The following is a 25011-nucleotide window of genomic DNA, read 5'->3' as shown; positions in this document are numbered from 1 at the left end:
CGTGCGGGACAGGCCCCGCTACATTCCGTGGACGGCCGGGACGGTACCCAGCAGACCCTTCTGGAAGTCCTCGAAGGCCTGCTTCAGCTCGTCCTGGGTGTTCATGACGAACGGCCCGTAGTGCGCCATCGGCTCACGGATCGGACGTCCGCCGAGCAGCACGACCTCCAGGTCCGGGGTGTTCCCGTCCTGTGTCTCGTCGGCGCGGACGGTCAGCGAGGACCCCTTGCCGAAGACCGCGGTCTGGCCGGTGTGGACGGGGCGGCGCTCCTGGCCGACGCTGCCGCGCCCGGCGAGGACGTACGCGAGGCCGTTGAAGTCCTCGCGCCAGGGCAGCGTCACCTCGGCACCCGGCCGGACGGTCGCGTGGACCATCGTGATCGGGGTGTGCGTGATGCCCGGACCCTCGTGACCGTCGAGGTCACCGGCGATGACACGGAGCAGCGCGCCGCCGTCCGGGGAGGCAAGGAGCTGGACCTGGCCGCCACGGATGTCCTGGTAGCGCGGGGCCATCATCTTGTCGGCCGCCGGGAGGTTCACCCAGAGCTGGAGGCCGTGGAAGAGGCCGCCGGACATGACGAGGGCCTCGGGCGGCGTCTCGATGTGGAGGAGGCCGGAGCCCGCCGTCATCCACTGGGTGTCGCCGTTCTCGATGGCGCCGCCACCGCCGTGGCTGTCCTGGTGGATGAAGCTGCCGTCGATGATGTAGGTGACGGTCTCGAAGCCGCGGTGCGGGTGCCAGGGGGTCCCCTTCGGCTCGCCGGCGGCGTACTCCACCTCACCCATCTGGTCCATCATGATGAACGGGTCGAGGTGCCGGTAGTTGATCCCGGCGAAGGCGCGGCGCACCGGGAACCCCTCGCCCTCGAAACCGCTGGGCGCGGTGGTGACGGTCAGCACGGGACGCGCCTGGGCCTCGGCCGGTGCCACGACCTTGGGAAGGGTCAGCGGGTTTTCGACGGTCACTGCGGGCATGGGAGCCACCTCCGGGAGTCTTCTGCGTCCAATTTAGTTGAACAGTGAACATCTTGCAAGGCGGCGTTCATTCCCGCCCCCTTTCGTTCCCGCCCCCTCCGGACAGCACCGAGGGCCCGCACCGGTTCGGTGCGGGCCCTCGGGGAGTGCGCGGTGCGCGGCGGGCGCCGCTCAGCCGTCTGCGCGGCAATGGCGTCTAGCCATACATGCGGCGCATCGCGAAGTCGACCATCTGCTCCACGGCCTTGGCGTCGAAGACCATCCGGTGATCGCCCTCCATGTCCAGGACGAAGCCGTAGCCGGTCGGCAGCAGGTCGATCACCTCGGCCCCGGTGATCACGAAGTACTTGGACTCCTTGCCCGCGTAGCTCCGCAGTTCCTTGAGCGTGGTGAACATGGGGATCACCGGCTGCTGGGTGTTGTGGAGGGCCAGGAATCCGGGGTTGTCGCCGCGCGGGCAGTAGACCTTCGCCGTGGCGAAGATCTGCTGGAAGTCCTCCGCGGACAGCGACCCGGTCGTGAAGGCACGGACCGCGTCGGCCAGGGACGGCGGCGAGGGCTCGGGGTACAACGGCTGCTCGCCGTAGCCGCCGCCCATCTGCTGCTGTGCACCTGGGTTCTGGTCGTAGCCATACATGCCGCAAAGAGTAATCGGCCACATCTGCCCCTTGAGGGGTTGCGTCTTATTACTGGCGGGTAGCATCATCGTAGGGGTCAGGTGATATACCCACGCCAGGCCGTCCGTCGCCCGATCCTCACTCCTCCACGGGGCGCTGCGCGCCACTGCTATTGATTACGGAGCCTTCCCATGGGGCACTACAAGTCGAATCTCCGCGACATCGAGTTCAACCTCTTCGAGGTCCTCGGGCGCGACAAGCTGTACGGCACGGGTCCGTTCGCGGAGATGGACGTCGACACCGCGAAGAGCATCCTCGACGAGGTCACCCGCCTCGCGGAGAACGAGCTCGCCGACTCGTACGCCGACGCCGACCGCAACCCGCCGGTCTTCGACCCCGAGACGAACACCGCGCCGGTCCCGGACTCCTTCAAGAAGTCCTACCAGGCGTTCATGGACTCCGAGTACTGGCGCCTGGGCCTGCCCGAGGAGATCGGCGGCACGACCTCCCCGCGCTCCCTGATCTGGGGTTACGCGGAGCTGCTGCTCGGCGCCAACCCGGCCGTCTGGATGTACTCCTCGGGTCCCGCGTTCGCCGGCATCCTCTTCGACGAGGGCAACGAGGCACAGAAGAAGATCGCCGAGATCGCCGTCGAGAAGCAGTGGGGCTCGACGATGGTGCTGACCGAGCCGGACGCCGGCTCGGACGTCGGCGCCGGCCGCACCAAGGCTGTCGAGCAGGAGGACGGCTCCTGGCACATCGAGGGTGTGAAGCGCTTCATCACCTCGGGCGAGCACGACATGTCCGAGAACATCATCCACTACGTGCTGGCGCGCCCCGAGGGCGCGGGCCCCGGCACCAAGGGCCTCTCCCTCTTCATGGTCCCGAAGTTCCACTTCGACTGGACCACCGGCGAGCTCGGTGCGCGCAACGGCGTGTACGCGACGAACGTCGAGCACAAGATGGGCCTCAAGGCGTCCAACACCTGCGAGATGACCTTCGGCGACCAGCACCCCGCCAAGGGCTGGCTGATCGGCGACAAGCACGATGGCATCCGCCAGATGTTCCGCATCATCGAGTTCGCCCGCATGATGGTCGGCACGAAGGCCATCGCGACCCTCTCCACCGGCTACCTCAACGCGCTGGAGTACGCCAAGGAGCGCGTCCAGGGCACCGACCTGTCGCAGTTCATGGACAAGACGGCCCCCAAGGTCACCATCACGCATCACCCGGACGTGCGCCGTTCCCTCATGACGCAGAAGGCGTACGCCGAGGGCATGCGCTCCCTCGTGCTGTACACCGCCTCCGTCCAGGACGCGATTCAGGTCAAGGAGGCCGCGGGCGAGGACGCCAAGGCGCTCAACGGCCTCAACGACCTGCTGCTCCCGATCGTGAAGGGCTACGGCTCCGAGAAGTCCTACGAGCAGCTCGCGCAGTCGCTCCAGACCTTCGGCGGCTCCGGATACCTCCAGGAGTACCCGGTCGAGCAGTACATCCGTGACGCCAAGATCGACACCCTGTACGAGGGCACGACGGCGATCCAGGGCCAGGACTTCTTCTTCCGGAAGATCGTCCGCGACCAGGGCGCCTCGCTCAACGCCCTCTCCGAGGAGATCAAGAAGTTCCTCGCGGGCGCCCAGGGCAACGAGGAGCTTTCCGGCGCGCTGGACAACCTCGCCAAGGCCGCCGTGGACCTGGAGGCGATCGTCGGCACGATGATCACCGACCTCACCGCGACCGGCGAGGACGTCAAGAACATCTACAAGGTCGGCCTCAACACCACCCGCCTGCTGATGGCCTCCGGCGACGTCGTCGTGGGCTACCTGCTCCTCAAGGGCGCGGCCGTGGCCTCCGAGAAGCTGCGCAACGCCTCCGCGAAGGACGCGGCGTTCTACCAGGGCAAGATCGCCGCCGCGAAGTTCTTCGCGGCGAACATCCTGCCGGGCGTCTCCGCCGAGCGCGCGCTCGCCGAGACCGTCGACAACTCGCTGATGGAGCTGGACGAGGCCGCGTTCTAGGGTCTCCCGTTTGGATCAGGCCGGGTCAGGGAGCGGGGCCTGGTGCCGTGCATCGCAAGGCGGAGGATTGAGGCAACGCGGAGCGTTGTCGAGTGACGACAACGCCGCGAGGTGCGGTGCCAGGGCACGCGAGCCCGGCATGATCCAAACGAGGGGCCCTAGTCCTTCCGTACGCGTTCCGCACAGTCATAGGTCCGGCCCGTCCCCTCCCGGGGGGCGGGCCGGACCTATGATTCCGGTGACTACCGAGGGGGATGAGGTCATGGGTACGACGTCGGTGAAGGCCGCGGGCATACGGTGGGCGGCGGCCGGAGCCGCGGTGCTGCTGCTGACGGGCTGCGGCGGTGGCGGTGGCGACGACAAGGCGACGGCCCTGGACGAGGCGCAGGTCGCCTCGGTGCTGCCGGACGAAGGAGCGCTCCCCGACTGGAAGTTCTCCGAGGATCCGTCGGCCGCCCCCATGAGCGAGGCCGCCCGGAAGAACTTCTGCCCGTCCACGGAGGGCGAGGGCTGCGAGGACTCCTCGTTCTTCGGCTCCGTCTCCTTCCGGCGGGACGACGAGAACGCGAGCGCCCGCTTCTGGATGGTCGCCTACAAGGACGAGAAGGCCGCCGAGGCCGCGTACGACGTGCTGTGGAAGAACACGGCGCGCACGGCCGGCAGGGACGAGGCCGACCTGGGCTCCGTGGGCGCGGAGAGCGACGCCGTGGCCGGCCCCGTGGGCTACGACGGAGCGTACGGCGTCACCGGCCAGATCCGGGTGGGCACGGCACTGCTCTGGGTCGCCTCGGACGCCCGGAGCGAGAAGGCTCTCGACAAGGATCTGGTCAAGGACCTCGCGGCCCTCTTCTCCGACCGCGCTCAGCAGGCGCAGAACGGCGAGGACCCGTCCGCGAAGCTCTGAGGGCCGTGCGGAGGGAGGGGCACCGGCGACGCTTTCCGGACACGGGCCGCGGGTGGCCGCCGTACACCATGAGGCGTCCCCGTCGACCGTCGTTAAAGTGAAGAACATGAGCTCTCCCCTCCGCTTCGACCGCGGGCACACCGACGATCTGATGGCTTTCCTGATGGCCAGCCCCTCCCCGTACCACGCCGTGGCCACCGCCGCCGCGCGGCTGGAGAAGGCCGGTTTCCGCCGGGTCGAGGAGACGGACGCGTGGGACGGCTCCACGGGCGGGAAGTACGTGCTGCGCGGCGGGGCGATCGTCGCCTGGTACGTGCCCGAGGGCGCCACGGCCCACACGCCGTTCCGGATCGTCGGAGCACACACCGACTCCCCCAACCTGCGGGTCAAGCCGCTGCCCGACACGGGGGCGTACGGCTGGCGCCAGGTCGCCGTCGAGATCTACGGCGGGACGCTCCTCAACACCTGGCTCGACCGGGACCTGGGCCTGGCCGGCCGGATCTCGCTGCGCGACGGCACGCACCGGCTGGTCAACATCGACCGGCCCCTGCTGCGGGTGCCCCAGCTGGCCGTGCACCTGGACCGGTCCGCCAACCCCGAGGGCCTCAAGCTCGACCGTCAGCGGCACATGCAGCCGATCTGGGGACTCGGTGAGGTCGAGGAGGGCGACCTCATCCGCTTCGTCGCCGAGGAGGCGGGCGTCGACCCCGCCGAGGTGACCGGCTGGGACCTCATGCCGCACGCCGTGGAGCCGCCGGCCTACCTCGGCCGCGACCGTGAACTGCTCGCCGGGCCCCGCATGGACAACCTCCTCTCCGTGCACGCCGCCACGGCCGCACTGGCCGCCGCGGCCGGGCAGCCGGACGAGGAGATCCCGTACATCCCGGTGCTCGCCGCCTTCGACCACGAGGAGAACGGCTCCCAGTCCGACACGGGCGCGGACGGCCCGCTGCTCGGCACCGTTCTGGAACGCTCCGTGTTCGCCCGCGGCGGCTCCTACGAGGACCGCGCCCGCGCCTTCGCGGGGACCGTCTGCCTCTCCTCGGACACCGGCCACGCGGTGCACCCCAACTACGCCGAGAAGCACGACCCGACGCACCACCCGGTGGCCAACGGCGGGCCGATCCTCAAGGTCAACGTCAACATGCGGTACGCGACCGACGGCAGCGGCCGGGCCCTGTTCGCGGCGGCCTGCGAGAAGGCCGGCGTGCCCTGGCAGACGTTCGTCTCCAACAACTCGATGCCGTGCGGAACCACGATCGGCCCGATCACCGCGGCCCGGCACGGCATCCTGACCGTCGACGTCGGCGTGGCGATCCTGTCGATGCACAGCGCGCGTGAGCTCTGCGGCGCCGACGACCCGTATCTCCTGGCCAACGCGCTCACCGCGTTCCTGGCGGGCTGAACCGGCAGGCTTCCGCCGCCTCCGGGGACATGCTTGCCCCCGCGCCGGGTACCCGACCGGTACACCGGCCCGGAGTCACCGGGCCGTCGAGGAGGCGGAAATCATGGGACTCGGAGGATGCATTCTCCTGATCGGCGCGGGAGCGATCCTGGCGTTCGCCACCGACTGGGAGATGGACACCGTGAACGTCGACCTGGTCGGCTGGATCATGATGCTCGTCGGCCTCATCGGGGTCTTCGTCTATGTGAGCATCGCGCGGCGCCGCCGCATGGTCGTCCCGCCCACCACCACGGTCGTGTCGGAGGACGAGCGCCGCTACCACTGACCGGCGCCGGGGCGGCACCGCCGCCCCGGACCCGGCCACGCGGGATCAGGCCTGCTCGTCCATCCCGGCCAGCACCAACGGCAGCCTGGACGTGCCCCCGGCACCGACGACGACGGGCACGCCCCAGTCCTGCTGGTGCACATGGCACGCCGGGTACTCGTTCGCCGGGTCGTCGTCGCAGGACGCGGCCATCGCGGACACATGCAGGACGCCCTCGGTGACACCGTCCGCGAGGACCAGGTCGCGGCTCAGTTCCGTACCCTGCCCCGATCCCCCGGCCAGCAGTTCCGGCGGGGTCGACGAGACCAGCAGACGGGTCGAGGGGCCGTAGCGGGTGTCCAGCTTCTGCCCGGCGGGGGCCTGGAAGACCACGTCCAGCCGCAGCGTGCCGGGCGCGATCTCCGTGGCCGCGCGCTGGGTGCGGTGCGCCTGGTCGGCGACGCGCACCGCCTCCTCGGGGAGCCGCAGCCGGGTCAGCCGGTGCCGCGCGGACTCGACGACGACCAGATCGCCCTCCACCAGCACCGCGTCGCTCGGCTCCCGCAGATCGGTGGCCAGCGTGGTCACCTCACCGCTTTCGGGGTCGTACCTCCGCAGGGCGTGGTTGTAGGTGTCGCTGACGGCGACCGAGCCGTCCGGGAGCGCGGTGACACCCAGCGGATGCTGGAGGAGTGCCTGGCCGGCGGGGCCGTCACGGTGGCCGAAGTCGAAGAGACCGGTCCCGACGGCGGTATGGACGGCGCCGTCCAGGCCGACCCAGCGCAGCGCCGAGGTCTCCGAGTCGGCGACCCACAACCGGTCCCCGGCCGCGGAGAGACCCGAGGGCTGCGCGAACCACGCCTCGGCCCCCGGCCCGTCGACCAGGCCCTCGTTGGTCGTCCCCGCGGCGACGGCCACCGCGCCCCGCTCGGGGTCGTACGTCCACAGCTGGTGCACCCCGGCCATGGCGATCCACAGCCGATCGCCGAACCAGGCGATGTCCCACGGCGACGACAGATCCACCTCGGTGGCCGGGCCGCTGGTGGCCGAGCCCTGCCACCACTGGCGGCCGGTCCCGGCGAGCGTGGTCGTCACGCCGGTGGCGAGGTCGAGGTCCCTGATCGCGTGGTTCACGGTGTCGGCGACGGCGATCCGGCCGTCGGGCAGGAAGGCCAGACCCTGCGGTTCGCTGAAACGGGCCCGGCCGGAATCCCCGTCCGCGAATCCGCGCTCACCGGTGCCGATGTGGCGGCGCACGGTCTCGCCGTCCGCCTCCAGCTCGACCAGGCGGTGGCGGGTGGTGTCGGAGACGAGAAAACCGCCGTCCGGGAGGGCGAGCGCCTTGCCGGGGAAGCGCAGATGCGTGGCGACCGGCTCGGGGGCCACATACGGGCCGTCCCCGCGGCGCAGGGTGCCCTTGGCGGCGTGCTCGGCCTCCAGCTCCTCGACCAGCTTCCCGATGGCGTGCGCGTGCCCCTCGCCGGCGTGCTGGGCGACGACATAGCCCTCGGGGTCCACCACGACGAGCGTCGGCCAGGCACGCACGGCGTACTGCTTCCAGGTGGCGAGCTCGGGGTCGTCGAGGACCGGGTGATGCACCTCGTACCGCTCGACGGCGTCGACCACGGCCTGGTGCTCCGCCTCGTGCACGAACTTCGGCGAGTGGACACCGATGATCACCACGGTGTCTCGGTGCTTCTCCTCCAGCTCACGCAGCTCGTCGAGCACATGCAGGCAGTTCACACAGCAGAAGGTCCAGAAATCCAGGATCACGATGCGCCCTCGCAGATCAGCGAGGGTGTACTGCCGGTCACCTGTGTTCAGCCAACCGCCCTTGCCGATCAGTTCGGGGGCGCGGACGCGTGCACGTGCTGTCATGACATAAGTCAACAGCACCCCGGCCTGCACGCATTCCGGTCAGGCGTCGGGGAACCTGTGATCCATGAGACTTCTCGTACGTGAGCGACTGCTCGGCGTCGGCGACGACTACTGGATCGAGGACGCGGACGGGCACAAGCTCTTCCTCGTCGACGGCAAGGCCATGCGGCTCCGCGACACCTTCGAGCTCAAGGACACGAGCGGCCGGGTGCTGGTAGAGATCCGCCAGAAGCTGATCAGCCTGCGCGACACCATGCTCATCGAGCGCGACGGCGAGGAGCTCGCCAAGGTCAAGCGGAAGCGGCTCTCGCTGCTGCGCAACCACTACCGGGTGTCGCTGGTGGACGGCACCGAGCTCGACGTCAGCGGCAAGATCCTGGACCGCGAATTCGCCATCGACTACGACGGCGAGCTGCTCGCCCAGATCTCCCGGCGCTGGCTGACCGTCCGCGACACCTACGGAGTCGACATCGTGCGCGAGGACGCCGACGCGCCGCTGCTGCTCGCGGTGGCCGTGTGCGTGATCGTCCTCGCCGACAAGGAGCACGACAAGGAACGTGGCGAGGACTGAGAGCCGGATGGCCCTGTTTCACGGTTTCACGTGAAACAGGGCCATCCGGGCACGTACGCGAGTGACGCCGGGCTCAGCGCGGGGCGGCGAGGCCCAGCCGGCGGTCCTTCAGCGCGGGGAACTGTGCGCGCGTGGTGGCGGTCCTCGCCGGGTCGAACTCCACGGTGAGCACCTCCTCGCCCGCTCCCGCCTCGGCGAGCACCTCGCCCCAGGGATCGACGACGATGCTGTGGCCCGCCTGCTCGACCCCGGCGTGGGTACCGGCGGACCCGGCCGCCAGGACGAACGCCTGGTTCTCCACGGCGCGGGCCTGGGCGAGCAGCGTCCAGTGCGAGCGGCGGCGCTCCGGCCAGCCGGCCGAGATGACGAGGGTCTCGGCCCCCGCGTCGACGAGCCCCCGGAACTGCTCGGGGAAGCGGAGGTCGTAGCAGGTGGCGAGACCGAGGGTGGTCTCCGGCAGGGCGACCGTGACGAGCTCCTCGCCCGCCCCCATCATCACGGCCTCGCCCTTGTCGAAGCCGAAGCGGTGGATCTTGCGGTACGCGGCGACCCGCTCGCCCTGGGGCGAGAACACCAGCGTGGTGTTGTAGAGGGTGCCGTCCTCGGCGCGCTCGACGAAGGAGCCGGCGTGCAGCCAGACACCTGCATCGGCGGCCGCCTTCGCCATGACGTCGTGCGTGGGTCCGTGCAGCGGCTCCGCCTCTTCGGCGAACACGGTGTAGGCGAAGGCTCCGACGGGCCAGAGCTCGGGAAGGACGACCAGGTCCGCTCCCCGCTGGGCCACGACCAGTGAAGCCGCGCGCTCTCTACGGGAATTGACCGATTCATCCGGGTTTACTGCGATCTGGATGAGGGAGGCGTGCACACTACCACCGTCCTGGCATGAGAGCCGTCAACACGGGCCTACGATCGTCACACGAAAGCACTGCCGGGGTGCCTGCTCGCAGCGTAACTTAGCGAGCGAACCTCCCACGCAGCCCGCAGACAGCACCGTCGGTGCCGGCCGCCCGCCGGTACTCCCTGCTCTCCAGCCCATGCACCGCAGAACCGCACGAGGGGTCCCGTGACCGTCCATCCCAGCCTCCAGACCTATGCCGATGCCTGGACCCACTCCATCGAGTCGATAGCCGAGTTGGTCGCGCCACTCGCCGAGGGGGAGTGGAACGGCCGGACGCCCTGCCCGGGCTGGTCGGTACGCGACATCGTCTCGCACGTCATCGGCATGGAGTGCGAGATGCTCGGCGATCCCCGCCCGATCCACACGCTTCCGCGCGACCTCTACCACGTGCAGAACGACCACCAGCGCTACATGGAGATGCAGGTCGACGTACGGCGCCACCACACGGCGCCGGAGATGACCTCCGAGCTGGAGTACACGCTCATCCGGCGCATGCGTCAGCTGCGCAACGAGTCGCGCGCCCCCGAGACCATGGTGCGGGCCCCCCTCGGTGCCGAGCAGACGCTGGAACTGGCGCTGCGGATGCGGGCCTTCGACGTCTGGGTGCACGAGCAGGACCTGCGCACCACGCTCGGCCGGCCCGGCAACCTGGACTCGCCCGGCGCCCTGATCGTCCGGGACACGCTGCTGCTCGCCCTGCCGAAGGTGGTCGCCAAGGACGCGGGCGCACCGCCCAATTCGGCCGTGGTCTTCGATGTGCACGGCCCGCTGGAGTTCCTGCGCACCGCCAGGGTCGACGCCGACGGCCGCGGCTCGGTCGACGGCGCGCCGTCGCTGGGCCCCGCGGTGACGCTGGCGATGGACTGGGAGACGTACTACCGGCTGGCGTGCGGCCGGGTCCGGGCGGGGGCCGTGGAGGACAGGATCAAGATCGAGGGCGACCAGGAGCTGGCGGCCGAGATCCTGCGGCACTTCGCCGTCACCCCGTAGCACCCGCACCGTGACCGGCGGCGCGCCCGTCCTCCGGCGGACCGGGGCGGGCGCACCGCCGGGTGGTCTCACACGGGCACGTGGACGGCTTCCACCCGGCTGACGACGTGGTGGTCGCGTTCCCTGTGCGTGGCCCGGGCGTACAGCCGCAGGATCTGCACGACGCCGATCGCTTCCAGGACGAAGATCGAGGCGAACGCGACGCGGTAGTTGTCCCCGGTCGCGTCCAGCAGGACGCCCACCGCGAACAGCGTGGTCATCGAGGCGATGAAACCGCCCATGTTGACGATGCCCGAGGCGGTGCCCTGGCGCTCCGGTGGATTGGCGGGCCGGCCGAAGTCGAATCCGATCATCGAGGCCGGCCCGCAGGCGCCCAGGACCAGGCAGAGGGTGACCAGCAGCCACATCGGTGCGTGGTCGCCCGGATAGAAGATCGCGGACGCCCAGACGAGCGCGGTCATCGCGACGGTGCCGAGGGCGAGCGGTGCGCGCGCCGCGTGGTGCCGGGCGATGATCTGCCCGTAGACGAGTCCCACCACCATGTTCGAGAGCACCACCAGGGTGAGCAGCTCACCCGCGGTGCCCCTGCTGAGCCCCTGTGCCTCCACCAGGAAGGGCATGCCCCAGAGCAGCAGGAAGACCATGCCGGGGAACTGCGTGGTGAAGTGCACCCACATGCCGAGCCGGGTGCCCGGCTCCCGCCAGGAGGCGGCGATCTGCTTCCGGACGTACGCCGCTCCGGCGTGTTCGGCGGGAGGCGGTTCGTGGCCCTCGGGGTGGTCCTTGAGGAAGAGCAGCGTCAGGACGAGCACCACCACACCCGCCAGCGAGCTGCCGACGAAGGTCGTGGTCCAGCCGAACCCGTGCAGCGCACGGGCGATGAAGAGGGTCGAGACGAGGTTGCCCGCCATCCCGAAGAGCGCGGCGACCTGCCCGATCATCGGCCCCCGCCGGGCCGGGAACCACCGGGTGCCGAGCCGCAGCACGCTGATGAAGGTCATCGCGTCGCCGCAGCCGAGCAGCGCGCGGGAGGCGAGCGCCATGCCGTACGAGGGCGAGAGCGCGAAGCCGAGCTGTCCGAGCGTGAACAGCACCGCCCCGATGCTGAGGACCCTCTTGGTCCCGAGCCGGTCGACCATCAGGCCGACGGGTATCTGCATGCCCGCGTAGACCAGCAGCTGGAGGATGGAGAACGTCGACAGGGCCGAGGCGTTGACGTCGAAGCGGTCGGCGGCGTCGAGTCCCGCGACGCCCAGGCTGGTCCGGAAGATGATCGCGACGAAGTAGACGGCGACGCCGATGCCCCAGATCCGGACGGCGCGACGGCCGCCGGGCGGATCGCCGGGCAGGGAGAGGGTGGGGGCCGCTGAGCTCATCGGTCGTCACCCCTGACCAGCACCCTGACCCGGCTGACATGGCGCCGTACGACCTGGGCGGCGCCCTCGGCGTCGCCCGCCCTGATGGCGTCCAGCAGTTCACCGTGCTCGGTGATGTTGGCGGCGATCCTGCCGGGATGCGCCTCCATCACGGCGACGCCCATCCGTAGCTGCCGGTCGCGGAGCTGGTCGTAGAGGCGGGAGAGGATGTCGTTGCCCGCGTTCTTCACGATCTCCGCGTGGAAGCAGCGGTCCTTGACCGACACGGCGGCCAGATCCCCCGCCTCGGCGAGCTCCCGCTGCTCCTCCAGGAGCTGTTCGAGCCGGGCGATCAGCCGGGGCGGGGCGGGCACGGCCTTGCGGGCCGCGAACTCCTCGACGAGCAGCCGGGTCTCCACCACGTCCGAGATCTCCTGCGCGGAGACGGCCAGCACCAGGGCGCCCTTCTTCGGGTAGAGCTTGATCAGCCCCTCGACCTCCAGGCGGAGCAGTGCCTCGCGCACCGGGGTCCGGGACACTCCGACGGCCTCGGCCAGGTCGCCTTCCGTGAGGAGCGTGCCGCCCTCGTAGCGGCGGTCCAGCACCGCTTCCTTGATGTGCGTGTAGACGCGCTCGGCCGCCGGTGGCGGCTTGGGGTCGGTCTTGCGGGCCGGAGGGGAGGCGGAAGGCGCTGCAGGCATGCACACAGCATAGATACAAGATGCACGCATGGCAGCACGGTCCACGATGCGGGACACGCGGGCGCATGTTCAGGCCACCCGTTCCGAAATCACCCCCACGTGCGCACATCCATCCGCCCGCCTCATGCGTCTCACCATCGAGCGGCACCCTCATGTGGCCGCAATTCAGGCGTATTTGGAGCGTTTGACTTGAAGATCGGTCTTAAGGGCATAAACCGTGCACGTGTCGCCGTCACCGTGACTCTCACGGCAGGCACACTCCTCGCGGGCAGCGCGTTCGCCTCCACGGCTCAGGCGGCGACCCCGCCGACTCCCACGATCACCGCCAAGGGCGGCTTCGTGATGAACAACGGCACGGCGAAGGCGCTCTACAGCAAGTCTGCGGACACCCGCCGCTCCACCGGTTCCACGACCAAGATAATGACCGCCAAGGTGGTGCTGGCTCAGAAGAACCTGAACCTGGACGCCAAGGTCACGGTCCAGAAGGCGTACAGCGACTACATCGTCTCGAAGAACGCCTCGTCGGCCCGGCTCATCGTCGGCGACAAGGTCACCGTCCGCCAGCTGCTCTACGGTCTGATGCTGCCGTCGGGCTGCGACGCCGCGTACGCGCTGGCCGACAAGTTCGGCACGGGCTCCACGCGTGCCGCCCGGGTGAAGTCCTTCATCGGCAAGATGAACGCCGACGCGAAGAGCCTGGGCCTGAAGAACACCCACTTCGACTCCTTCGACGGCATCAGCAGCGGGTCCAACTACTCGACGCCGCGCGATCTGACGAAGATCGCCAGCAGCGCGATGAAGAACTCCACGTTCCGCGCGATCGTGAAGACCAAGTCGACGAAGCAGAAGGTCACGACCAAGTCCGGCGGCTACCGCTACATGTCGTGGTCCAACACCAACACCATGCTGGGCAGCTACACCGGCATGATCGGTGTGAAGACCGGCTCGGGCCCGACGGCCAAGTACTGCCTGGTCTTCGCGGCGACCCGCAACGGCAAGACGATCATCGGGACCGTCCTGACCTCGACGTCCGCGACCACCCGGACCGCCGACGCCAAGAAGCTCCTGGACTACGGATTCAAGAAGTAACCCGTACCGCGCACGGAGAAGGGGGCCCGCCGCGAATCGCGGCGGGCCCCCTTCCGTGTGGCCGGCTAGGCCCAGGTGATCAGGCGCTTCGGCTGCTCCAGGATCGCGGCGACGTCCGCCAGAACCTTGGAGCCCAGCTCACCGTCGACCAGACGGTGGTCGAACGACAGCGCGAGCGTGGTCACCTGGCGGGGCTTCACCTTGCCCTTGTGGACCCAGGGCTGGAGCTTGATGGCCCCGACCGCCAGAATCGCGGACTCCCCCGGGTTGAGGATCGGCGTACCCGTGTCGACGCCGAAGACGCCGACATTGGTGATGGTCACCGTGCCGCCGGCCATGGCGGCCGGGGACGTCCTGCCCTCGCGCGCCGTGGAGACCAGCTCGCCCAGCGCCTCGCCCAGCTCGGGCAGGGTCTTGTCGTGCGCGTCCTTGATGTTCGGCACGATCAGACCGCGCGGGGTGGCGGCAGCGATGCCCAGGTTGACGTAGTGCTTCCGCACGATCTCCTGGTTGGCCTCGTCCCAGGCGGAGTTGATGTCCGGGTTGCGCCTGATCGCGACCAGGAGGGCCTTGGCGATGATCAGGAGCGGGTTGACCCGCACCCCCGCCATGTCCTTGTCCTCCTTGAGCTCGGCCACGAGCTTCATCGTGCGCGTCACGTCGACGGTCACGAACTCCGTGACGTGCGGCGCGGTGAAGGCGCTGCCGACCATGGCCTGCGCGATGGCCTTGCGCACGCCCTTGACCGGGATGCGCGTCTCCCGGCCGTCCGCGCCGCTCACCGGCACGACGGCGGGCTCGGGGACGGCGGCTGCCGCCGCCACGGCCTGCGCGGGCACCTCGGCGGGGGCCGGGGCCGCCGCCGCGTGGACGTCCTCGCGGGTGATGATCCCGCCCTCGCCGGTCGGGGTGACCGTCGCGAGGTCGATGCCCAGGTCCTTCGCCAGCTTGCGCACCGGAGGCTTGGCCAGCGGGCGCGCCTCCGGGACGGCCGCGCTGTGCGTCTCAGGGACGGCCGCGCCGCCCGCCTCAGGAACGGCCGCGCCGTGGCCGTTGAGCTCGGCCTGGGCCGCCGCGGCGGCCGGGCCGGGGATCTCGACGCTCTTGCGGGCGCGGCGCTTGGTGGAGGTCTCGGCCACGCCGTAACCGACCAGCACGGGCTGGCGGCCCTTGGGCGCCTCCTCCTCGGCCTCCGCCACGGGCTCCTGGACGCTCTCAGGAGCCGCGGCCGGGGCGTCACCGCTGCCGGGCGCCACGTCCACCGCGATGATCACCTGGCCGACATCGACGGTCGTGCCCTCGGGGAAGCGCAGCTCGTGCACCACCCCGTCGAAGGGGATCGGCAGCTCCACCGCGGCCTTCGCGGTCTCGACCTCGCAGACCACCTGGCCGTCGGTGACGGTGTCGCCGGGCTGGACGAACCACTTGAGGATCTCCGCCTCGGTCAGTCCCTCGCCCACGTCGGGCATCTTGAACTCGCGGAAACGAGCAGACGTTTCGGTCATCGTCGTCACGACCCTCTCCTCAGAACGCCAGCGAGCGGTCGACGGCGTCGAGCACCCGGTCGAGACCCGGAAGGTACTCGTCCTCGAGCCTGGCCGGCGGGTAGGGGGCGTGATAGCCGCCGACCCTCAGCACCGGCGCTTCGAGATGGTAGAAGCAGCGCTCGGTGATCCGGGCCGCGATCTCGGCCCCGGAGCCGTAGAACACCGGTGCCTCGTGAACCACCACGAGACGGCCCGTCTTCTCGACCGAGGTCTGTACGGCGTCGAAGTCGATCGGCGACATCGACCGCAGGTCCAGGACCTCGATCGACTTGCCCTCCTCCTGCGCCGCGGCGGCCGCCTCCAGGCAGACCTTCACCATCGGGCCGTACGCGACGAGCGTGAGGTCGGAGCCTTCGCGGGCCACGACCGCCTTGTGGAGCGGGAGGGGGATGGACTCGGTGTCGAGCTCGCCCTTGTCCCAGTACCGCCGCTTGGGCTCGAAGAAGATGATCGGGTCGTCGCTCTGGACGGCCTGCTGCATCATCCAGTAGGCGTCGCTCGCGTTGGACGGCGAGACGACCTTCAGGCCCGCCACGTGCGCGAACAGGGCCTCGGGCGACTCACTGTGGTGCTCGACCGCGCCGATGCCGCCGCCGTACGGGATGCGGATGACGACCGGCATCTTGATCTTGCCGAGCGCGCGGGCGTGCATCTTCGCGAGCTGCGTGACGATCTGGTCGTACGCGGGGAAGACGAAGCCGTCGAACTGGATCTCGACGATCGGGCGGTAGCCGCGCAGGGCCAGGCCGATCGCCGTACCGACGATGCCGGACTCGGCGAGCGGGGTGTCGATGACCCGGTCCTCGCCGAAGTCCTTCTGGAGCCCGTCCGTGATGCGGAAGACCCCGCCGAGCTTGCCGACGTCCTCACCCATGATGAGGACCTTGGGGTCGGTCTCGAGAGCCTTGCGGAGCGACTCGTTGAGCGCCTTCGCGATGGACATCTTCTCAGCGGCCATGGCTAGTTGCCCTCCTCGGCGAACGATGCCTGGTAGGCGGCGAACTGGGCGCGCTCCTCGTCGACGAGCGGGTTGCCGTCGGCGTAGGCGTGCTCGAAGATCGCCAGCCGGTCCGGGTCGGGCATGGCCCGCACCGCTTCGCGGACCCGCTTGCCCAGCGCCTCGCTCTCCTCCTCCAGCGCGGCGAAGAAGGCCTCGTCGGCGAGGTCCTGCTTCTCCAGATACGTACGCAGCCTGAGGATCGGGTCCTTGGCCTCCCAGGCCGCCCGCTCCTCGTCCGCCCGGTACTTGGTCGGGTCGTCGGAGGTGGTGTGGGCGCCCATCCGGTAGGTGAACGCCTCGACGAGGGTCGGCCCCTCGCCCCGGCGGGCACGCTCCAGCGCGGACCTGGTGACGGCGAGGCACGCCAGTACGTCGTTGCCGTCGACCCGGACACCGGGGAAGCCGAAGCCCTGCGCGCGCTGGTAGAGCGGCACGCGGGTCTGCTTCTCGGTCGGCTCCGAGATCGCCCACTGGTTGTTCTGGCAGAAGAACACCACGGGGGCGTTGTAGACGGCGGAGAAGGTGAAGGACTCCGCGACGTCTCCCTGGCTGGAGGCGCCGTCACCGAAGTACGCGATCACGGCCGAGTCCGCGCCGTCCTTGGCGACGCCCATGGCGTAGCCGGTGGCGTGCAGGGTCTGCGAGCCGATGACGATCGTGTAGAGGTGGAAGTTGTTGGTGCTCGGGTCCCAGCCGCCGTGGTTCACACCGCGGAACATCCCGAGCAGATTGGTCGGGTCGACTCCGCGGCACCAGGCGACGCCGTGCTCACGGTACGTCGGGAAGACGTAGTCGTCGTCGCGCAGCGCCCGGCCGGAGCCGATCTGCGCGGCCTCCTGGCCCAGCAGCGAGGCCCAGAGGCCGAGCTCGCCCTGGCGTTGCAGCGCGGTGGCCTCGGCGTCGAACCGGCGGGTCAGGACCATGTCGCGGTAGAGACCGCGGAGCTCGTCCGTGCTCAGGTCGATCTCGTAGTCCGGGTGCTCGACGCGGTCACCCTCCGGCGTCAGCAGCTGCACCAGCTCGGGGCCGGAATTCTCCGCCCTCGCGGGCGTCTTCGCGGCGCTGGTCCGCTTGCTGCTGCGTCGCGGTTTGCGCGAGGCAGTGCTCTCCACGGTCACGTGCGTGCTCCTCCGTCGGTCCGGCCCCCGGGATGGCCGGGAACCAGTGCGGCTCGCCTGTGTCCGGACCCGTGCACGGGGTGGGTGCCACTCGGCCGGGAACAGGCGTGACAGGTGCCCCGGCGAGCGTCCTGCCACAAGCACGTTACCCAGTGCATCGCACAACTGCGAAACACCTTGTGACCTGCGATTTTGCTTGGATTTCCAAGTAAATCGCAAAATGCGCGAAGTCCCGCTGGTCACAGCACTGGAAACAGCCTGGCAGGCGGCCGGAACAACGGCACGTTATCCCGGCCGACAGCCCCAGGGAAGGGCGGAGGACAAAGGATTGTGTGAGACTGCGAAGGTGCACGAAGAAGGAAAAATCACGGTATTCCTGCTCGATGATCACGAAGTCGTCCGGCGCGGCGTTCATGAGCTGCTCTCCGTGGAGGAGGACATCGAGGTCGTGGGCGAGGCCGGCACGGCGGCGGACGCGCTCGCGCGCATCCCCGCGACCCGGCCCGACGTGGCCGTCCTCGACGTACGCCTGCCTGACGGCAGCGGTGTGGAGGTCTGCCGCGAGGTCCGCTCCAGGGACGAGAACATCAAGTGCCTGATGCTCACCTCGTACGCCGATGACGAGGCGCTCTTCGACGCGATCATGGCCGGGGCCTCGGGATACGTGCTGAAGGCCATCCGCGGCAACGAGCTGCTCAGCGCCGTACGGGACGTGGCGGCCGGAAAGTCCCTGCTGGACCCCGCGGCCACCGCCCGGGTGCTGGAGCGGCTGCGCGAAGGCAAGGACGGCAAGGGCGACGACCGGCTCGCCAATCTGACCGACCAGGAGCGAAAGATCCTCGACCTGATCGGCGAGGGGCTGACGAACCGGGTGATCGGCGAGCGGCTGCATCTCGCCGAGAAGACCATCAAGAACTACGTGTCCAGCCTGCTCTCCAAGCTGGGCATGGAACGGCGCTCGCAGGCGGCGGCGTACGTGGCCAGGCTCCAGGCCGAGAAGCGCTGAGCTGCCGGCCGGGACTTTGGTCCCTGGCCGTCGGGGGCGGCGGACTCTTACCCCGCTCCTACACGTCCCGGAGAGTGGAGGGCATGCTCTTCTCCCGCTCCTCCGGCACCGGAACCGGAACCGCCCTCGACCTCTCCGACGGCCTCCCCGCCACCGGACCCGTCTCCGGCGCCTCCGCCAGCTCCGGCTCGGACAAGCTGCTCGCCATGGAGCTGCTCGGCAGCGTCCGCTACGGCCGGCTGGCCATGAGCATGCGCGCCCTGCCGTTCCTGGCGGTGGCCCGGCACCTGGTGATCGAGGAACGTGTCGTCCTGCGGATGCACAGAGGGCTCGGCTTCCACGAGTCCTGCGACGGAAGCGTCATCGCCTACGGGGCGGACAACTTCAACTCCCCGGCGCCCGGCGGCGCGAAGGACCTCTGGTCGGTGCAGTTCACCGGGCCCGCCGAGATTGTCCATCTGGCCTATGACCAGCGCGAACGCTTCGGAACCGGCCCCGCCGACGTGAACGGGGAGTGCTTCGATCCGGTGTATCTCCGGCTCGACCCTCACGTCACCCATATACACACTCTGGACTTCGACGCAAGTCCGTAAAACCGGCCACTCAGTGTCACCTAACATGTGGCGAGTGCTGCGCTCATCTGTGACCCTCCCACCTGTTCCTCCGGTCGGCGAGGTCCTGCGCCGCTACCCCGACACCGGCGAGCCGCTGGCCTGCGAGCCCCTCACCAAAGGGCTGCTCAACCATGGTTACCGCGTGTCCACCACCCGTGGTTCGTACTTCCTCAAGCACCACCTGGACAAGCACCACCTCGACGACTCCAGCGGCGACCACGCCACGATCGTCAGGCAGCACCGGGCCACCCAGCAGCTGCACTCCCTCGGTGTGCCCGTCGCCCCTCCCCTCACGGACACGCACGGTCACACGGTCACGGTGATCGACGGGCAGCGTTATGCCCTGCACCGGTGGGTGGACGGCCTCCACCGGGACGGCACCCAGCTGACGACCGCCCAGTCACGACGGCTCGGATCGCTCCTCGGCGCCGTACACATGGGTCTGGAGCAGGTCATGGAGGCGGACCCGCCGCCTCCGGCACGGGGGGAGAGCCCCAGCCCGGACCCCGCCGACACCTTCGCGCTGATCGATGATCTGCTGGCCGCGGCGCGCGGGATGGGCCCCCGGGACGCCTTCGACGAGCTCGCGGTGCACCGGCTCGTCGAGCGCCGTGCCCTGCTGGAGCAGCACGCGCACCGCCGCCCGCCCACCCCCGGCGGTTCGGCGAGGGGATGGGTGCACGGCGACTTCCATCCGCTGAACCTGCTCTACCGGGGCACCGACCCCGTCGCGATCGTGGACTGGGACCGGCTCGACGTGCAGCCGCGCGCGGAGGAGGCGGTGCGCGCCGCGGCCATCTTCTTCGTCCGGCCGGACGGGGAACTGGCACTGGAGAAGGTCCGGGCGTACGCCCGCGCCTACCGGCGCTCGGCCGGCGCGGGCGCGGCCGAGATGGCGGCAGCCGTGCACCGGGTCTGGTGGGAGCGCCTCAACGACTTCTGGATACTGCGCTGGCGCTACCGCTTCCACGACCGCAGGGCCGACCCGCAGTTCCCTGCGGTGTCGGCCCTGGCGGTGTGGTGGACGCGCGAGTACGAGGCGGTCGGCGAGGCCTTCACCGGGTGAGGGCCCGCGCCCCTGCCCCGGGACTTCCCGGGGTGGGGGCCCGCGCCTTCACGAGGTGAGGCCCCGGGTCACCCGGCGGTGGTGCCCGCGGTGCCCGCGGCGCCCGCAGCCGCGCCTGCCGCTTCGCCCGCGGTGCCGCCGTCGGACGTCTCGGGATCGGTCGGCTCGTCGGTCGGCTCCCCGGTGGAGGACCCGTCGTCCCCCTCGCTCGCACCGCCGTCGGACGTGCCGCCCGTGTCCGGAGCGGACGTCGAGGGCTCCTCCGACGGCTCCGTCGTCGGCTGCGTCGGGTCTTCCGTCGGGGTGCGGGTCGGCTGCTCGGTCTGCCATGTCTGACCGCCCGAGGAATCGTCCGGCTCCTCCGTCTCCTCCGTCTCCTCGTCCGTCGGCTCCGCCGAGGAAGGCGTCGGCGAGGGGGAGACCGATGTGGTGGGCGCGGTCGGGGACTTCTTGCCGCCGTTGCCGTCGTTCGCCGCCTGCACGGCGAACGCCACACCCGCGCCGATCGCGATCAGCGCGAGCAGGACGAACAGCCACATCTTGCCGCGCCCGCCGCCGTTGTGGTGACCGCCGGCGTACGCCCCGTCGTCGGGGTTCATGGGCGGCAGGATCGGGCCCTGCGAGGTGTCCCCGTGCATCGGGCGCCCCATGGCCGCCGTACCGCCGCCGATGTTCATCGCCGTGGTGCGGTCGGCGCCGTGCGCGTCGACCGGGCCGGTGTTCCACGTGCCGGTGTGCCCGCCCTGGACCTGAAGCATCTGCAGGCTGTACTGGACGAGGCCGCGCATCTCCTCGGCGCTCTGGAACCGGTCGTCCGGGTCCTTCGCGAGGGAGCGCATGACCAGGCCGTCCAGCTCCGGCGGAACGTCCCCGGCCACCTCGGAGGGCGGGACGGGGATGTCCTGGACGTGCTGGTACACGACGGAGAGCGGGGTCTCACCGGTGAACGGGGGCCGCAGGGCCAGGAGTTCGTAGAGCAGGCAGCCGGTGGCGTACAGGTCGGACCGGTGGTCGACCGCCTTGCCGAGCGCCTGTTCGGGGGAGAGGTACTGGGGCGTGCCCATGACCATGCCGGTCTGGGTCATCGTCGACTGGGCGCCGTGCAGTGCACGGGCGATGCCGAAGTCCATGACCTTGACCGCACCGGAGTGCGTGATGATCACGTTCGCCGGCTTGATGTCACGGTGCACGATGCCGTGCTGGTGGGAGTACGCCAGGGCTTCCAGGACGCCCGAGACGATGATCAGGGCCTGCTCGGGCGGCGGTGCCTCCGCTTCGAGCAGCAGGTCGCGGATGGTGTTGCCCTCGACGAGCTCCATCACGATGTAGGGCACGGTCGCCCCGCCCACGACGTCCTCACCGGAGTCGTACACGGCGACGATCGCATGGTGGTTGAGCCCCGCGACCGACTGTGCCTCGCGCGTGAACCGGGCCTTGGAGACCGGGTCCTCCGCGAGGTCGGAACGGAGAAGCTTCACCGCCACCGTGCGCCCCAGACGGACGTCCTCCGCCGCGTAGACCTCGGCCATGCCGCCGCGGCCCAGCCGGTGCGTCATGCGGTACCGGCCGTCTCCGACCACACCCCCGACGCCCCAGGAGTCGGTGCCATCCGAAACTCCGCCGCCGTTTGCTTCGGAATCGGGTGCCATCAGTCCTCGCCGTCGTATCTGTCCGCGCGTCCGCGGGTTCTCACGGTGCCTTGCTGCATTGCCACGTCACGCTACAGCCTCAGTGCGACACACCGGATTTGAGAGTGACGGGCCATCCAACCGGCTCGCGCGCCGCTCGCGCAAATTCCATGCGCTTCCTGTAACGCTTCCGAGACGCTTCTTGTGCGTAGGGTCACGGAACGGGCACCCGGCTTGACGTGTCGTACCCCTCGGGCAGACTTGGCCCGTAACAGGGATGATCGCGTCCGGCGGGCGCCGAGGGGGATGCAAGTCATGAGCCACGACGGCGCACAGGGGCGCTACGCGGGCGGTTCCGTGGCCGGCGGCCGCTACCAGCTGCGCGACCTGCTCGGCGAGGGCGGGATGGCGTCCGTCTACCTCGCGTACGACACGGCCCTGGACCGGCAGGTCGCCATCAAGACGCTGCACACCGAGCTGGGGCGCGAGCAGTCCTTCCGGGAGCGCTTCCGGCGCGAGGCGCAGGCCGTCGCCAAGCTGCAGCACACCAACATCGTCTCGGTGTTCGACACGGGCGAGGACGAGCTCGGCGGCGCGCTGATGCCGTACATCGTCATGGAGTACGTCGAGGGGCAGCCCCTGGGCTCCGTGCTCCAGTCGGACATCCAGCAGTACGGCGCGATGCCGGCCGACAAGGCGCTCAAGGTGACGGCCGATGTGCTGGCCGCCCTGGAGACCAGCCACGAGATGGGCCTCGTCCACCGCGACATCAAGCCCGGCAACGTGATGATGACCAGGCGCGGCGTCGTCAAGGTCATGGACTTCGGTATCGCCCGCGCCATGCAGTCCGGCGTCACCTCGATGACGCAGACCGGCATGGTCGTCGGCACCCCGCAGTACCTCTCCCCCGAGCAGGCGCTCGGCCGCGGTGTCGACGCGCGCTCCGACCTGTACTCGGTCGGCATCATGCTCTTCCAGCTGCTCACCGGACGCATCCCGTTCGACGCGGACTCGCCCCTCGCCATCGCGTACGCGCATGTGCAGGAGGAGCCGGTCGCCCCGTCCAGCATCAACCGTTCGATCACTCCCGCGATGGACGCCCTCGTCGCCCGCGCGCTCAAGAAGAACCCGAACGAGCGCTTTCCCAGCGCCGCGGCCATGCAGGACGAGATCGCCCGCGTGCTGCACGCGAGCGGTCCCGCGGGCGCCCCGGTGATCGTCGGCGGCGGCGCCCCGGCCAACAGCGGTTCGGGCGTCGGCTCGGCGGTCTTCCCGCCGGTCGACCAGGGCACTCCCGCCCCGCACAGCGTGCAGACGCCGTACCAGCCGCACCCTCACCAGCAGCCCGGCCCCTACGGCGTCCCGACCCCGGCGCCCACCCCGGGCTACGGCTACCCGCAGGCCCAGCCGTACGGGGCCCAGGCACCCCTGGCCCACCAGACCCCGCCTCCGTACACGATGTCCCCGCAGACCTCGGGCGGACCGGGCGGCGGCGGCTCGAAGCGGAACATGCCGGTCCTGGTGGGTGCGATCGTCGTCGCCCTGGTGGCGATCGGCGGCCTGGTCGCCTTCCTGAACATGGGCGACGACTCGGAGAACGGCAAGAACGACCCGGGCACCAGCGAGTCCGCCGTCGCCGGCGAGCACAAGCCCCCGGAGCGGAACCGCACGATGGACACGGAGAAGTGCACCGACGCCACCGAGGACACGGACGACCCGGCGAAGGTCCAGGCCCCGAACTTCGTCTACAAGGACATCCTCTCCGCGAAGGCGTGCGCGATGGCCGCAGGCTGGACGATCAAAGAAATCAAGGTGGAGGGCAACACCTACGCCGAGGACCAGGTGATCGACCAGTTCCCGACCGCGGGGACGGCCGTGGCCGAGCAGGGCGCCCACTTCGAACTGCGGATCGCGACCGGCGACCCTGCCTGACCGGCACCGCACCGGGCGGCGGGACCGGTTCCGCCGCCTGCGGGGGCCGCTGAGGCCCGGGGGCCGCTGAGGCCCGGGGGCTGGTGAGACCCGGCGGCTGGTGAGGCCCGGCTGTCGGTGACGTCCGGCGGTCGGCCGCGTCCGGGATGCTGGACAAATCGGGGCATGTGACCCTGATCTCATGCCTCCAGGACTCCCCGCCTCGCGGTCGTCACGGTGTGTGGCCTGCCTGGTGGTGGCGGCCGGGCTGGCACTCGGGCCCGCCACCTGGGCCCACGGGGGCGACGCCGCCCCCTCCGCCCGCCCGGCGCACATGGCGTCCGTGACGCACCCCGGACCGCCCTCGCCCGGCGCGAGCGCATCCGCCGACGCTTCCGAGTCCCCTCTGGCCGGCCGGCAGGCGGGCGCGGGCCGGGCGCGGCCGGGGCGGTCGCTGTCACCGCTGGAGCTCGCACAGTCCGAGGCCGCGGCCGACGAAGTACCCCCCGAGTCCGATCCCCACGAGGTGCCCGCGTTCACGCCCCCGCCGGGCGCCTTCCCCGAGCCGGGCGAGACCGAGCGGCAGCGACGGGCGCTGGACGAGCCCGTCGTACGACAGGTCCGGGACGTGTCGCTGGGCAGCGGAATCACCCTGGTCGGGCTGGGCCTGGCCTTCCTGGCGTTCCGCATGCGCCGCACCCACTGACCGGGCCTCCCGCCGCCGCTCCTGACCCCCTCCTGGGGCACGTGCGCGCTTGCATCGAGCAGCATACTGGGTATACATACTCAGTATGTCGATCCGTCACGGGCTGCTTGCCCTCCTGGAGCGGGGGCCTCGGTACGGCTCCCAGCTCCGTACCGAATTCGAGTCCCGCACCGGTTCCACCTGGCCGCTGAACGTCGGCCAGGTCTACACGACGCTCAGCCGCCTGGAACGCGACGGGATGGTCACCCAGGACGGCGAGGACGACGCGGGCCACGCGCTCTACGCGATCACCGACGACGGCCGCACCGAGCTGCGGAGCTGGTTCGAGACCCCGGTCGACCGCGCCAGCCCGCCCCGGGACGAGCTGGCGATCAAGCTCGCGATGGCGGTGGGGGCGCCCGGGGTGGACATCCGCGCCGTCATCCAGTCCCAGCGGAGCCACACCCTCAAGGCGATGCAGGACTACACCCGGCTGAAGGCCCGGGCCCTCGCCGCCGTACCCGCCGACCGTGACGAGGTCGCCTGGCTGCTCGTGGTGGAGCAGCTGATCTTCCAGGCCGAGGCGGAGGCCCGCTGGCTGGACCACTGCGAGTCACGACTGGTCCGCCTCGCGGAGGCCGCGGCGACCGAACCCGCCGCCCGGCCCGCCACGGCCACGGGCCGTGGTGCCACGCGGTCCACCGCCTCGCGCCCTTCCGGCCGCCGCTGAC

At 70.3% G+C, this 25011-nt stretch carries 23 protein-coding genes; 13 read left to right on the top strand and 10 right to left on the bottom strand.

Annotation, left to right across the window (positions count from 1 at the left end):
- Positions 1–18: 18 nt before the first annotated feature.
- Positions 19–975, bottom strand: coding sequence for a pirin family protein (locus ACWCQM_RS07595; RefSeq protein ID WP_073750537.1), 957 nt, complete (start codon positions 973–975; stop codon positions 19–21).
- Positions 976–1171: 196 nt separating this feature from the next.
- A complete protein-coding gene (locus ACWCQM_RS07590; protein WP_073750539.1) occupies positions 1172–1612 on the bottom strand; it encodes an SseB family protein in 441 nt (146 codons plus the stop codon).
- Positions 1613–1783: 171 nt separating this feature from the next.
- Between ACWCQM_RS07590 and ACWCQM_RS07585 the strand changes: the two genes are divergently transcribed.
- The 4 genes from ACWCQM_RS07585 to ACWCQM_RS07570 all read left to right on the top strand — a co-directional run bounded on the left by ACWCQM_RS07585 (position 1784) and on the right by ACWCQM_RS07570 (position 6244).
- A complete protein-coding gene (locus tag ACWCQM_RS07585) occupies positions 1784–3610 on the top strand; it encodes an acyl-CoA dehydrogenase (protein ID WP_450914370.1) in 1827 nt (608 codons plus the stop codon).
- Between the two features lie 262 nt (positions 3611–3872).
- Positions 3873–4514: a hypothetical protein gene (locus ACWCQM_RS07580; protein ID WP_450914369.1), complete on the top strand. Its 642-nt coding sequence runs from the start codon at positions 3873–3875 to the stop codon at positions 4512–4514.
- A 106-nt stretch (positions 4515–4620) separates the two neighbouring features.
- Positions 4621–5919, top strand: a complete 1299-nt coding sequence (locus ACWCQM_RS07575) for a M18 family aminopeptidase (RefSeq protein WP_450914368.1) — start codon at positions 4621–4623, stop codon at positions 5917–5919.
- A 103-nt stretch (positions 5920–6022) separates the two neighbouring features.
- Entirely contained in the window at positions 6023–6244 is a 222-nt protein-coding gene (locus tag ACWCQM_RS07570; RefSeq protein ID WP_450914367.1) for a DUF6458 family protein, read from the top strand.
- A 45-nt stretch (positions 6245–6289) separates the two neighbouring features.
- Here ACWCQM_RS07570 and ACWCQM_RS07565 read toward each other — a convergent pair whose 3' ends face one another.
- Complete coding sequence (locus ACWCQM_RS07565; protein ID WP_450914366.1) at positions 6290–8101, bottom strand: NHL domain-containing thioredoxin family protein; 1812 nt, start codon at positions 8099–8101, stop codon at positions 6290–6292.
- A 64-nt stretch (positions 8102–8165) separates the two neighbouring features.
- Here ACWCQM_RS07565 and ACWCQM_RS07560 point away from each other — a divergent pair, with 64 nt between their 5' ends.
- Positions 8166–8672, top strand: coding sequence for an LURP-one-related/scramblase family protein (locus ACWCQM_RS07560; RefSeq protein ID WP_450914365.1), 507 nt, complete (start codon positions 8166–8168; stop codon positions 8670–8672).
- 73 nt (positions 8673–8745) lie between these two features.
- Here the strand turns inward: ACWCQM_RS07560 and ACWCQM_RS07555 are convergent, their stop codons facing one another.
- On the bottom strand, positions 8746–9537 hold the full coding sequence (locus ACWCQM_RS07555; RefSeq protein WP_450914364.1) for a carbon-nitrogen family hydrolase: 792 nt from the start codon (positions 9535–9537) through the stop codon (positions 8746–8748).
- A gap of 198 nt (positions 9538–9735) precedes the next feature.
- Here ACWCQM_RS07555 and ACWCQM_RS07550 point away from each other — a divergent pair, with 198 nt between their 5' ends.
- Entirely contained in the window at positions 9736–10560 is an 825-nt protein-coding gene (locus tag ACWCQM_RS07550) for a maleylpyruvate isomerase family mycothiol-dependent enzyme (RefSeq protein ID WP_450914363.1), read from the top strand.
- 68 nt (positions 10561–10628) lie between these two features.
- On the opposite strand, the gene ACWCQM_RS07545 is transcribed toward ACWCQM_RS07550, so the two are convergent.
- Positions 10629–11936, bottom strand: coding sequence for an MFS transporter (locus ACWCQM_RS07545; RefSeq protein ID WP_450914362.1), 1308 nt, complete (start codon positions 11934–11936; stop codon positions 10629–10631).
- A complete protein-coding gene (locus tag ACWCQM_RS07540; RefSeq protein ID WP_450914361.1) occupies positions 11933–12616 on the bottom strand; it encodes a GntR family transcriptional regulator in 684 nt (227 codons plus the stop codon). The genes ACWCQM_RS07545 and ACWCQM_RS07540 overlap by 4 nt, the downstream gene beginning before the upstream one ends.
- Before the next feature lie 189 nt (positions 12617–12805).
- On the opposite strand from ACWCQM_RS07540, the gene ACWCQM_RS07535 reads away from it, so the two are divergent.
- On the top strand, positions 12806–13705 hold the full coding sequence (locus ACWCQM_RS07535; RefSeq protein WP_450914360.1) for a D-alanyl-D-alanine carboxypeptidase family protein: 900 nt from the start codon (positions 12806–12808) through the stop codon (positions 13703–13705).
- A 65-nt stretch (positions 13706–13770) separates the two neighbouring features.
- On the opposite strand, the gene ACWCQM_RS07530 is transcribed toward ACWCQM_RS07535, so the two are convergent.
- The 3 genes from ACWCQM_RS07530 to pdhA are packed head-to-tail and all read right to left on the bottom strand — an operon-like array spanning position 13771 to position 17370.
- Entirely contained in the window at positions 13771–15219 is a 1449-nt protein-coding gene (locus ACWCQM_RS07530) for a dihydrolipoamide acetyltransferase family protein (RefSeq protein ID WP_450914359.1), read from the bottom strand.
- 10 nt (positions 15220–15229) lie between these two features.
- Entirely contained in the window at positions 15230–16210 is a 981-nt protein-coding gene (locus ACWCQM_RS07525) for an alpha-ketoacid dehydrogenase subunit beta (protein WP_267074772.1), read from the bottom strand.
- Between the two features lie 2 nt (positions 16211–16212).
- Positions 16213–17370, bottom strand: coding sequence for a pyruvate dehydrogenase (acetyl-transferring) E1 component subunit alpha (pdhA, locus tag ACWCQM_RS07520; RefSeq protein ID WP_450914358.1), 1158 nt, complete (start codon positions 17368–17370; stop codon positions 16213–16215).
- Between the two features lie 346 nt (positions 17371–17716).
- On the opposite strand from pdhA, the gene ACWCQM_RS07515 reads away from it, so the two are divergent.
- The 3 genes from ACWCQM_RS07515 to ACWCQM_RS07505 all read left to right on the top strand — a co-directional run bounded on the left by ACWCQM_RS07515 (position 17717) and on the right by ACWCQM_RS07505 (position 20056).
- On the top strand, positions 17717–18376 hold the full coding sequence (locus tag ACWCQM_RS07515; RefSeq protein ID WP_450914357.1) for a response regulator: 660 nt from the start codon (positions 17717–17719) through the stop codon (positions 18374–18376).
- An 83-nt stretch (positions 18377–18459) separates the two neighbouring features.
- A complete protein-coding gene (locus ACWCQM_RS07510; protein ID WP_450914356.1) occupies positions 18460–18969 on the top strand; it encodes a pyridoxamine 5'-phosphate oxidase family protein in 510 nt (169 codons plus the stop codon).
- 25 nt (positions 18970–18994) lie between these two features.
- On the top strand, positions 18995–20056 hold the full coding sequence (locus tag ACWCQM_RS07505; RefSeq protein ID WP_450914355.1) for a phosphotransferase: 1062 nt from the start codon (positions 18995–18997) through the stop codon (positions 20054–20056).
- 68 nt (positions 20057–20124) lie between these two features.
- On the opposite strand, the gene ACWCQM_RS07500 is transcribed toward ACWCQM_RS07505, so the two are convergent.
- On the bottom strand, positions 20125–21705 hold the full coding sequence (locus ACWCQM_RS07500) for a protein kinase domain-containing protein (RefSeq protein ID WP_450914354.1): 1581 nt from the start codon (positions 21703–21705) through the stop codon (positions 20125–20127).
- Positions 21706–21999: 294 nt separating this feature from the next.
- On the opposite strand from ACWCQM_RS07500, the gene ACWCQM_RS07495 reads away from it, so the two are divergent.
- The 3 genes from ACWCQM_RS07495 to ACWCQM_RS07485 all read left to right on the top strand — a co-directional run bounded on the left by ACWCQM_RS07495 (position 22000) and on the right by ACWCQM_RS07485 (position 25010).
- Positions 22000–23616: a protein kinase domain-containing protein gene (locus ACWCQM_RS07495; protein WP_450914353.1), complete on the top strand. Its 1617-nt coding sequence runs from the start codon at positions 22000–22002 to the stop codon at positions 23614–23616.
- Positions 23617–23797: 181 nt separating this feature from the next.
- Entirely contained in the window at positions 23798–24301 is a 504-nt protein-coding gene (locus ACWCQM_RS07490) for a hypothetical protein (RefSeq protein ID WP_450914352.1), read from the top strand.
- Between the two features lie 85 nt (positions 24302–24386).
- A complete protein-coding gene (locus tag ACWCQM_RS07485; protein ID WP_450914351.1) occupies positions 24387–25010 on the top strand; it encodes a PadR family transcriptional regulator in 624 nt (207 codons plus the stop codon).
- Position 25011 lies beyond the last annotated feature (1 nt).

The sequence above is a fragment of the Streptomyces sp. NPDC002125 genome (genome assembly GCF_053593715.1).
The sequence above is the reverse complement of the archived record's forward strand: the minus strand, read 5'-3'. Positions and strand labels throughout refer to the sequence as shown.

What these genes read in the sequence shown, in the direction of transcription:
- ACWCQM_RS07580 (WP_450914369.1), top strand. Translation starts at nt 3,873, where the DNA reads ATGGGTACGACGTCGGTGAAGGCCGCGGGCATACGGTGGGCGGCGGCC.
- ACWCQM_RS07560 (WP_450914365.1), top strand. Translation starts at nt 8,166, where the DNA reads ATGAGACTTCTCGTACGTGAGCGACTGCTCGGCGTCGGCGACGACTAC.
- ACWCQM_RS07505 (WP_450914355.1), top strand. Translation starts at nt 18,995, where the DNA reads ATGTGGCGAGTGCTGCGCTCATCTGTGACCCTCCCACCTGTTCCTCCG.
- ACWCQM_RS07585 (WP_450914370.1), top strand. Translation starts at nt 1,784, where the DNA reads ATGGGGCACTACAAGTCGAATCTCCGCGACATCGAGTTCAACCTCTTC.
- ACWCQM_RS07595 (WP_073750537.1), bottom strand. Translation starts at nt 975, where the DNA reads ATGCCCGCAGTGACCGTCGAAAACCCGCTGACCCTTCCCAAGGTCGTG.
- ACWCQM_RS07500 (WP_450914354.1), bottom strand. Translation starts at nt 21,705, where the DNA reads ATGGCACCCGATTCCGAAGCAAACGGCGGCGGAGTTTCGGATGGCACC.
- ACWCQM_RS07485 (WP_450914351.1), top strand. Translation starts at nt 24,387, where the DNA reads ATGTCGATCCGTCACGGGCTGCTTGCCCTCCTGGAGCGGGGGCCTCGG.
- ACWCQM_RS07565 (WP_450914366.1), bottom strand. Translation starts at nt 8,101, where the DNA reads ATGACAGCACGTGCACGCGTCCGCGCCCCCGAACTGATCGGCAAGGGC.
- ACWCQM_RS07570 (WP_450914367.1), top strand. Translation starts at nt 6,023, where the DNA reads ATGGGACTCGGAGGATGCATTCTCCTGATCGGCGCGGGAGCGATCCTG.
- ACWCQM_RS07510 (WP_450914356.1), top strand. Translation starts at nt 18,460, where the DNA reads ATGCTCTTCTCCCGCTCCTCCGGCACCGGAACCGGAACCGCCCTCGAC.
- ACWCQM_RS07575 (WP_450914368.1), top strand. Translation starts at nt 4,621, where the DNA reads ATGAGCTCTCCCCTCCGCTTCGACCGCGGGCACACCGACGATCTGATG.
- ACWCQM_RS07540 (WP_450914361.1), bottom strand. Translation starts at nt 12,616, where the DNA reads ATGCCTGCAGCGCCTTCCGCCTCCCCTCCGGCCCGCAAGACCGACCCC.
- ACWCQM_RS07545 (WP_450914362.1), bottom strand. Translation starts at nt 11,936, where the DNA reads ATGAGCTCAGCGGCCCCCACCCTCTCCCTGCCCGGCGATCCGCCCGGC.
- ACWCQM_RS07490 (WP_450914352.1), top strand. Translation starts at nt 23,798, where the DNA reads ATGCCTCCAGGACTCCCCGCCTCGCGGTCGTCACGGTGTGTGGCCTGC.
- ACWCQM_RS07525 (WP_267074772.1), bottom strand. Translation starts at nt 16,210, where the DNA reads ATGGCCGCTGAGAAGATGTCCATCGCGAAGGCGCTCAACGAGTCGCTC.
- ACWCQM_RS07590 (WP_073750539.1), bottom strand. Translation starts at nt 1,612, where the DNA reads ATGTATGGCTACGACCAGAACCCAGGTGCACAGCAGCAGATGGGCGGC.
- ACWCQM_RS07495 (WP_450914353.1), top strand. Translation starts at nt 22,000, where the DNA reads ATGAGCCACGACGGCGCACAGGGGCGCTACGCGGGCGGTTCCGTGGCC.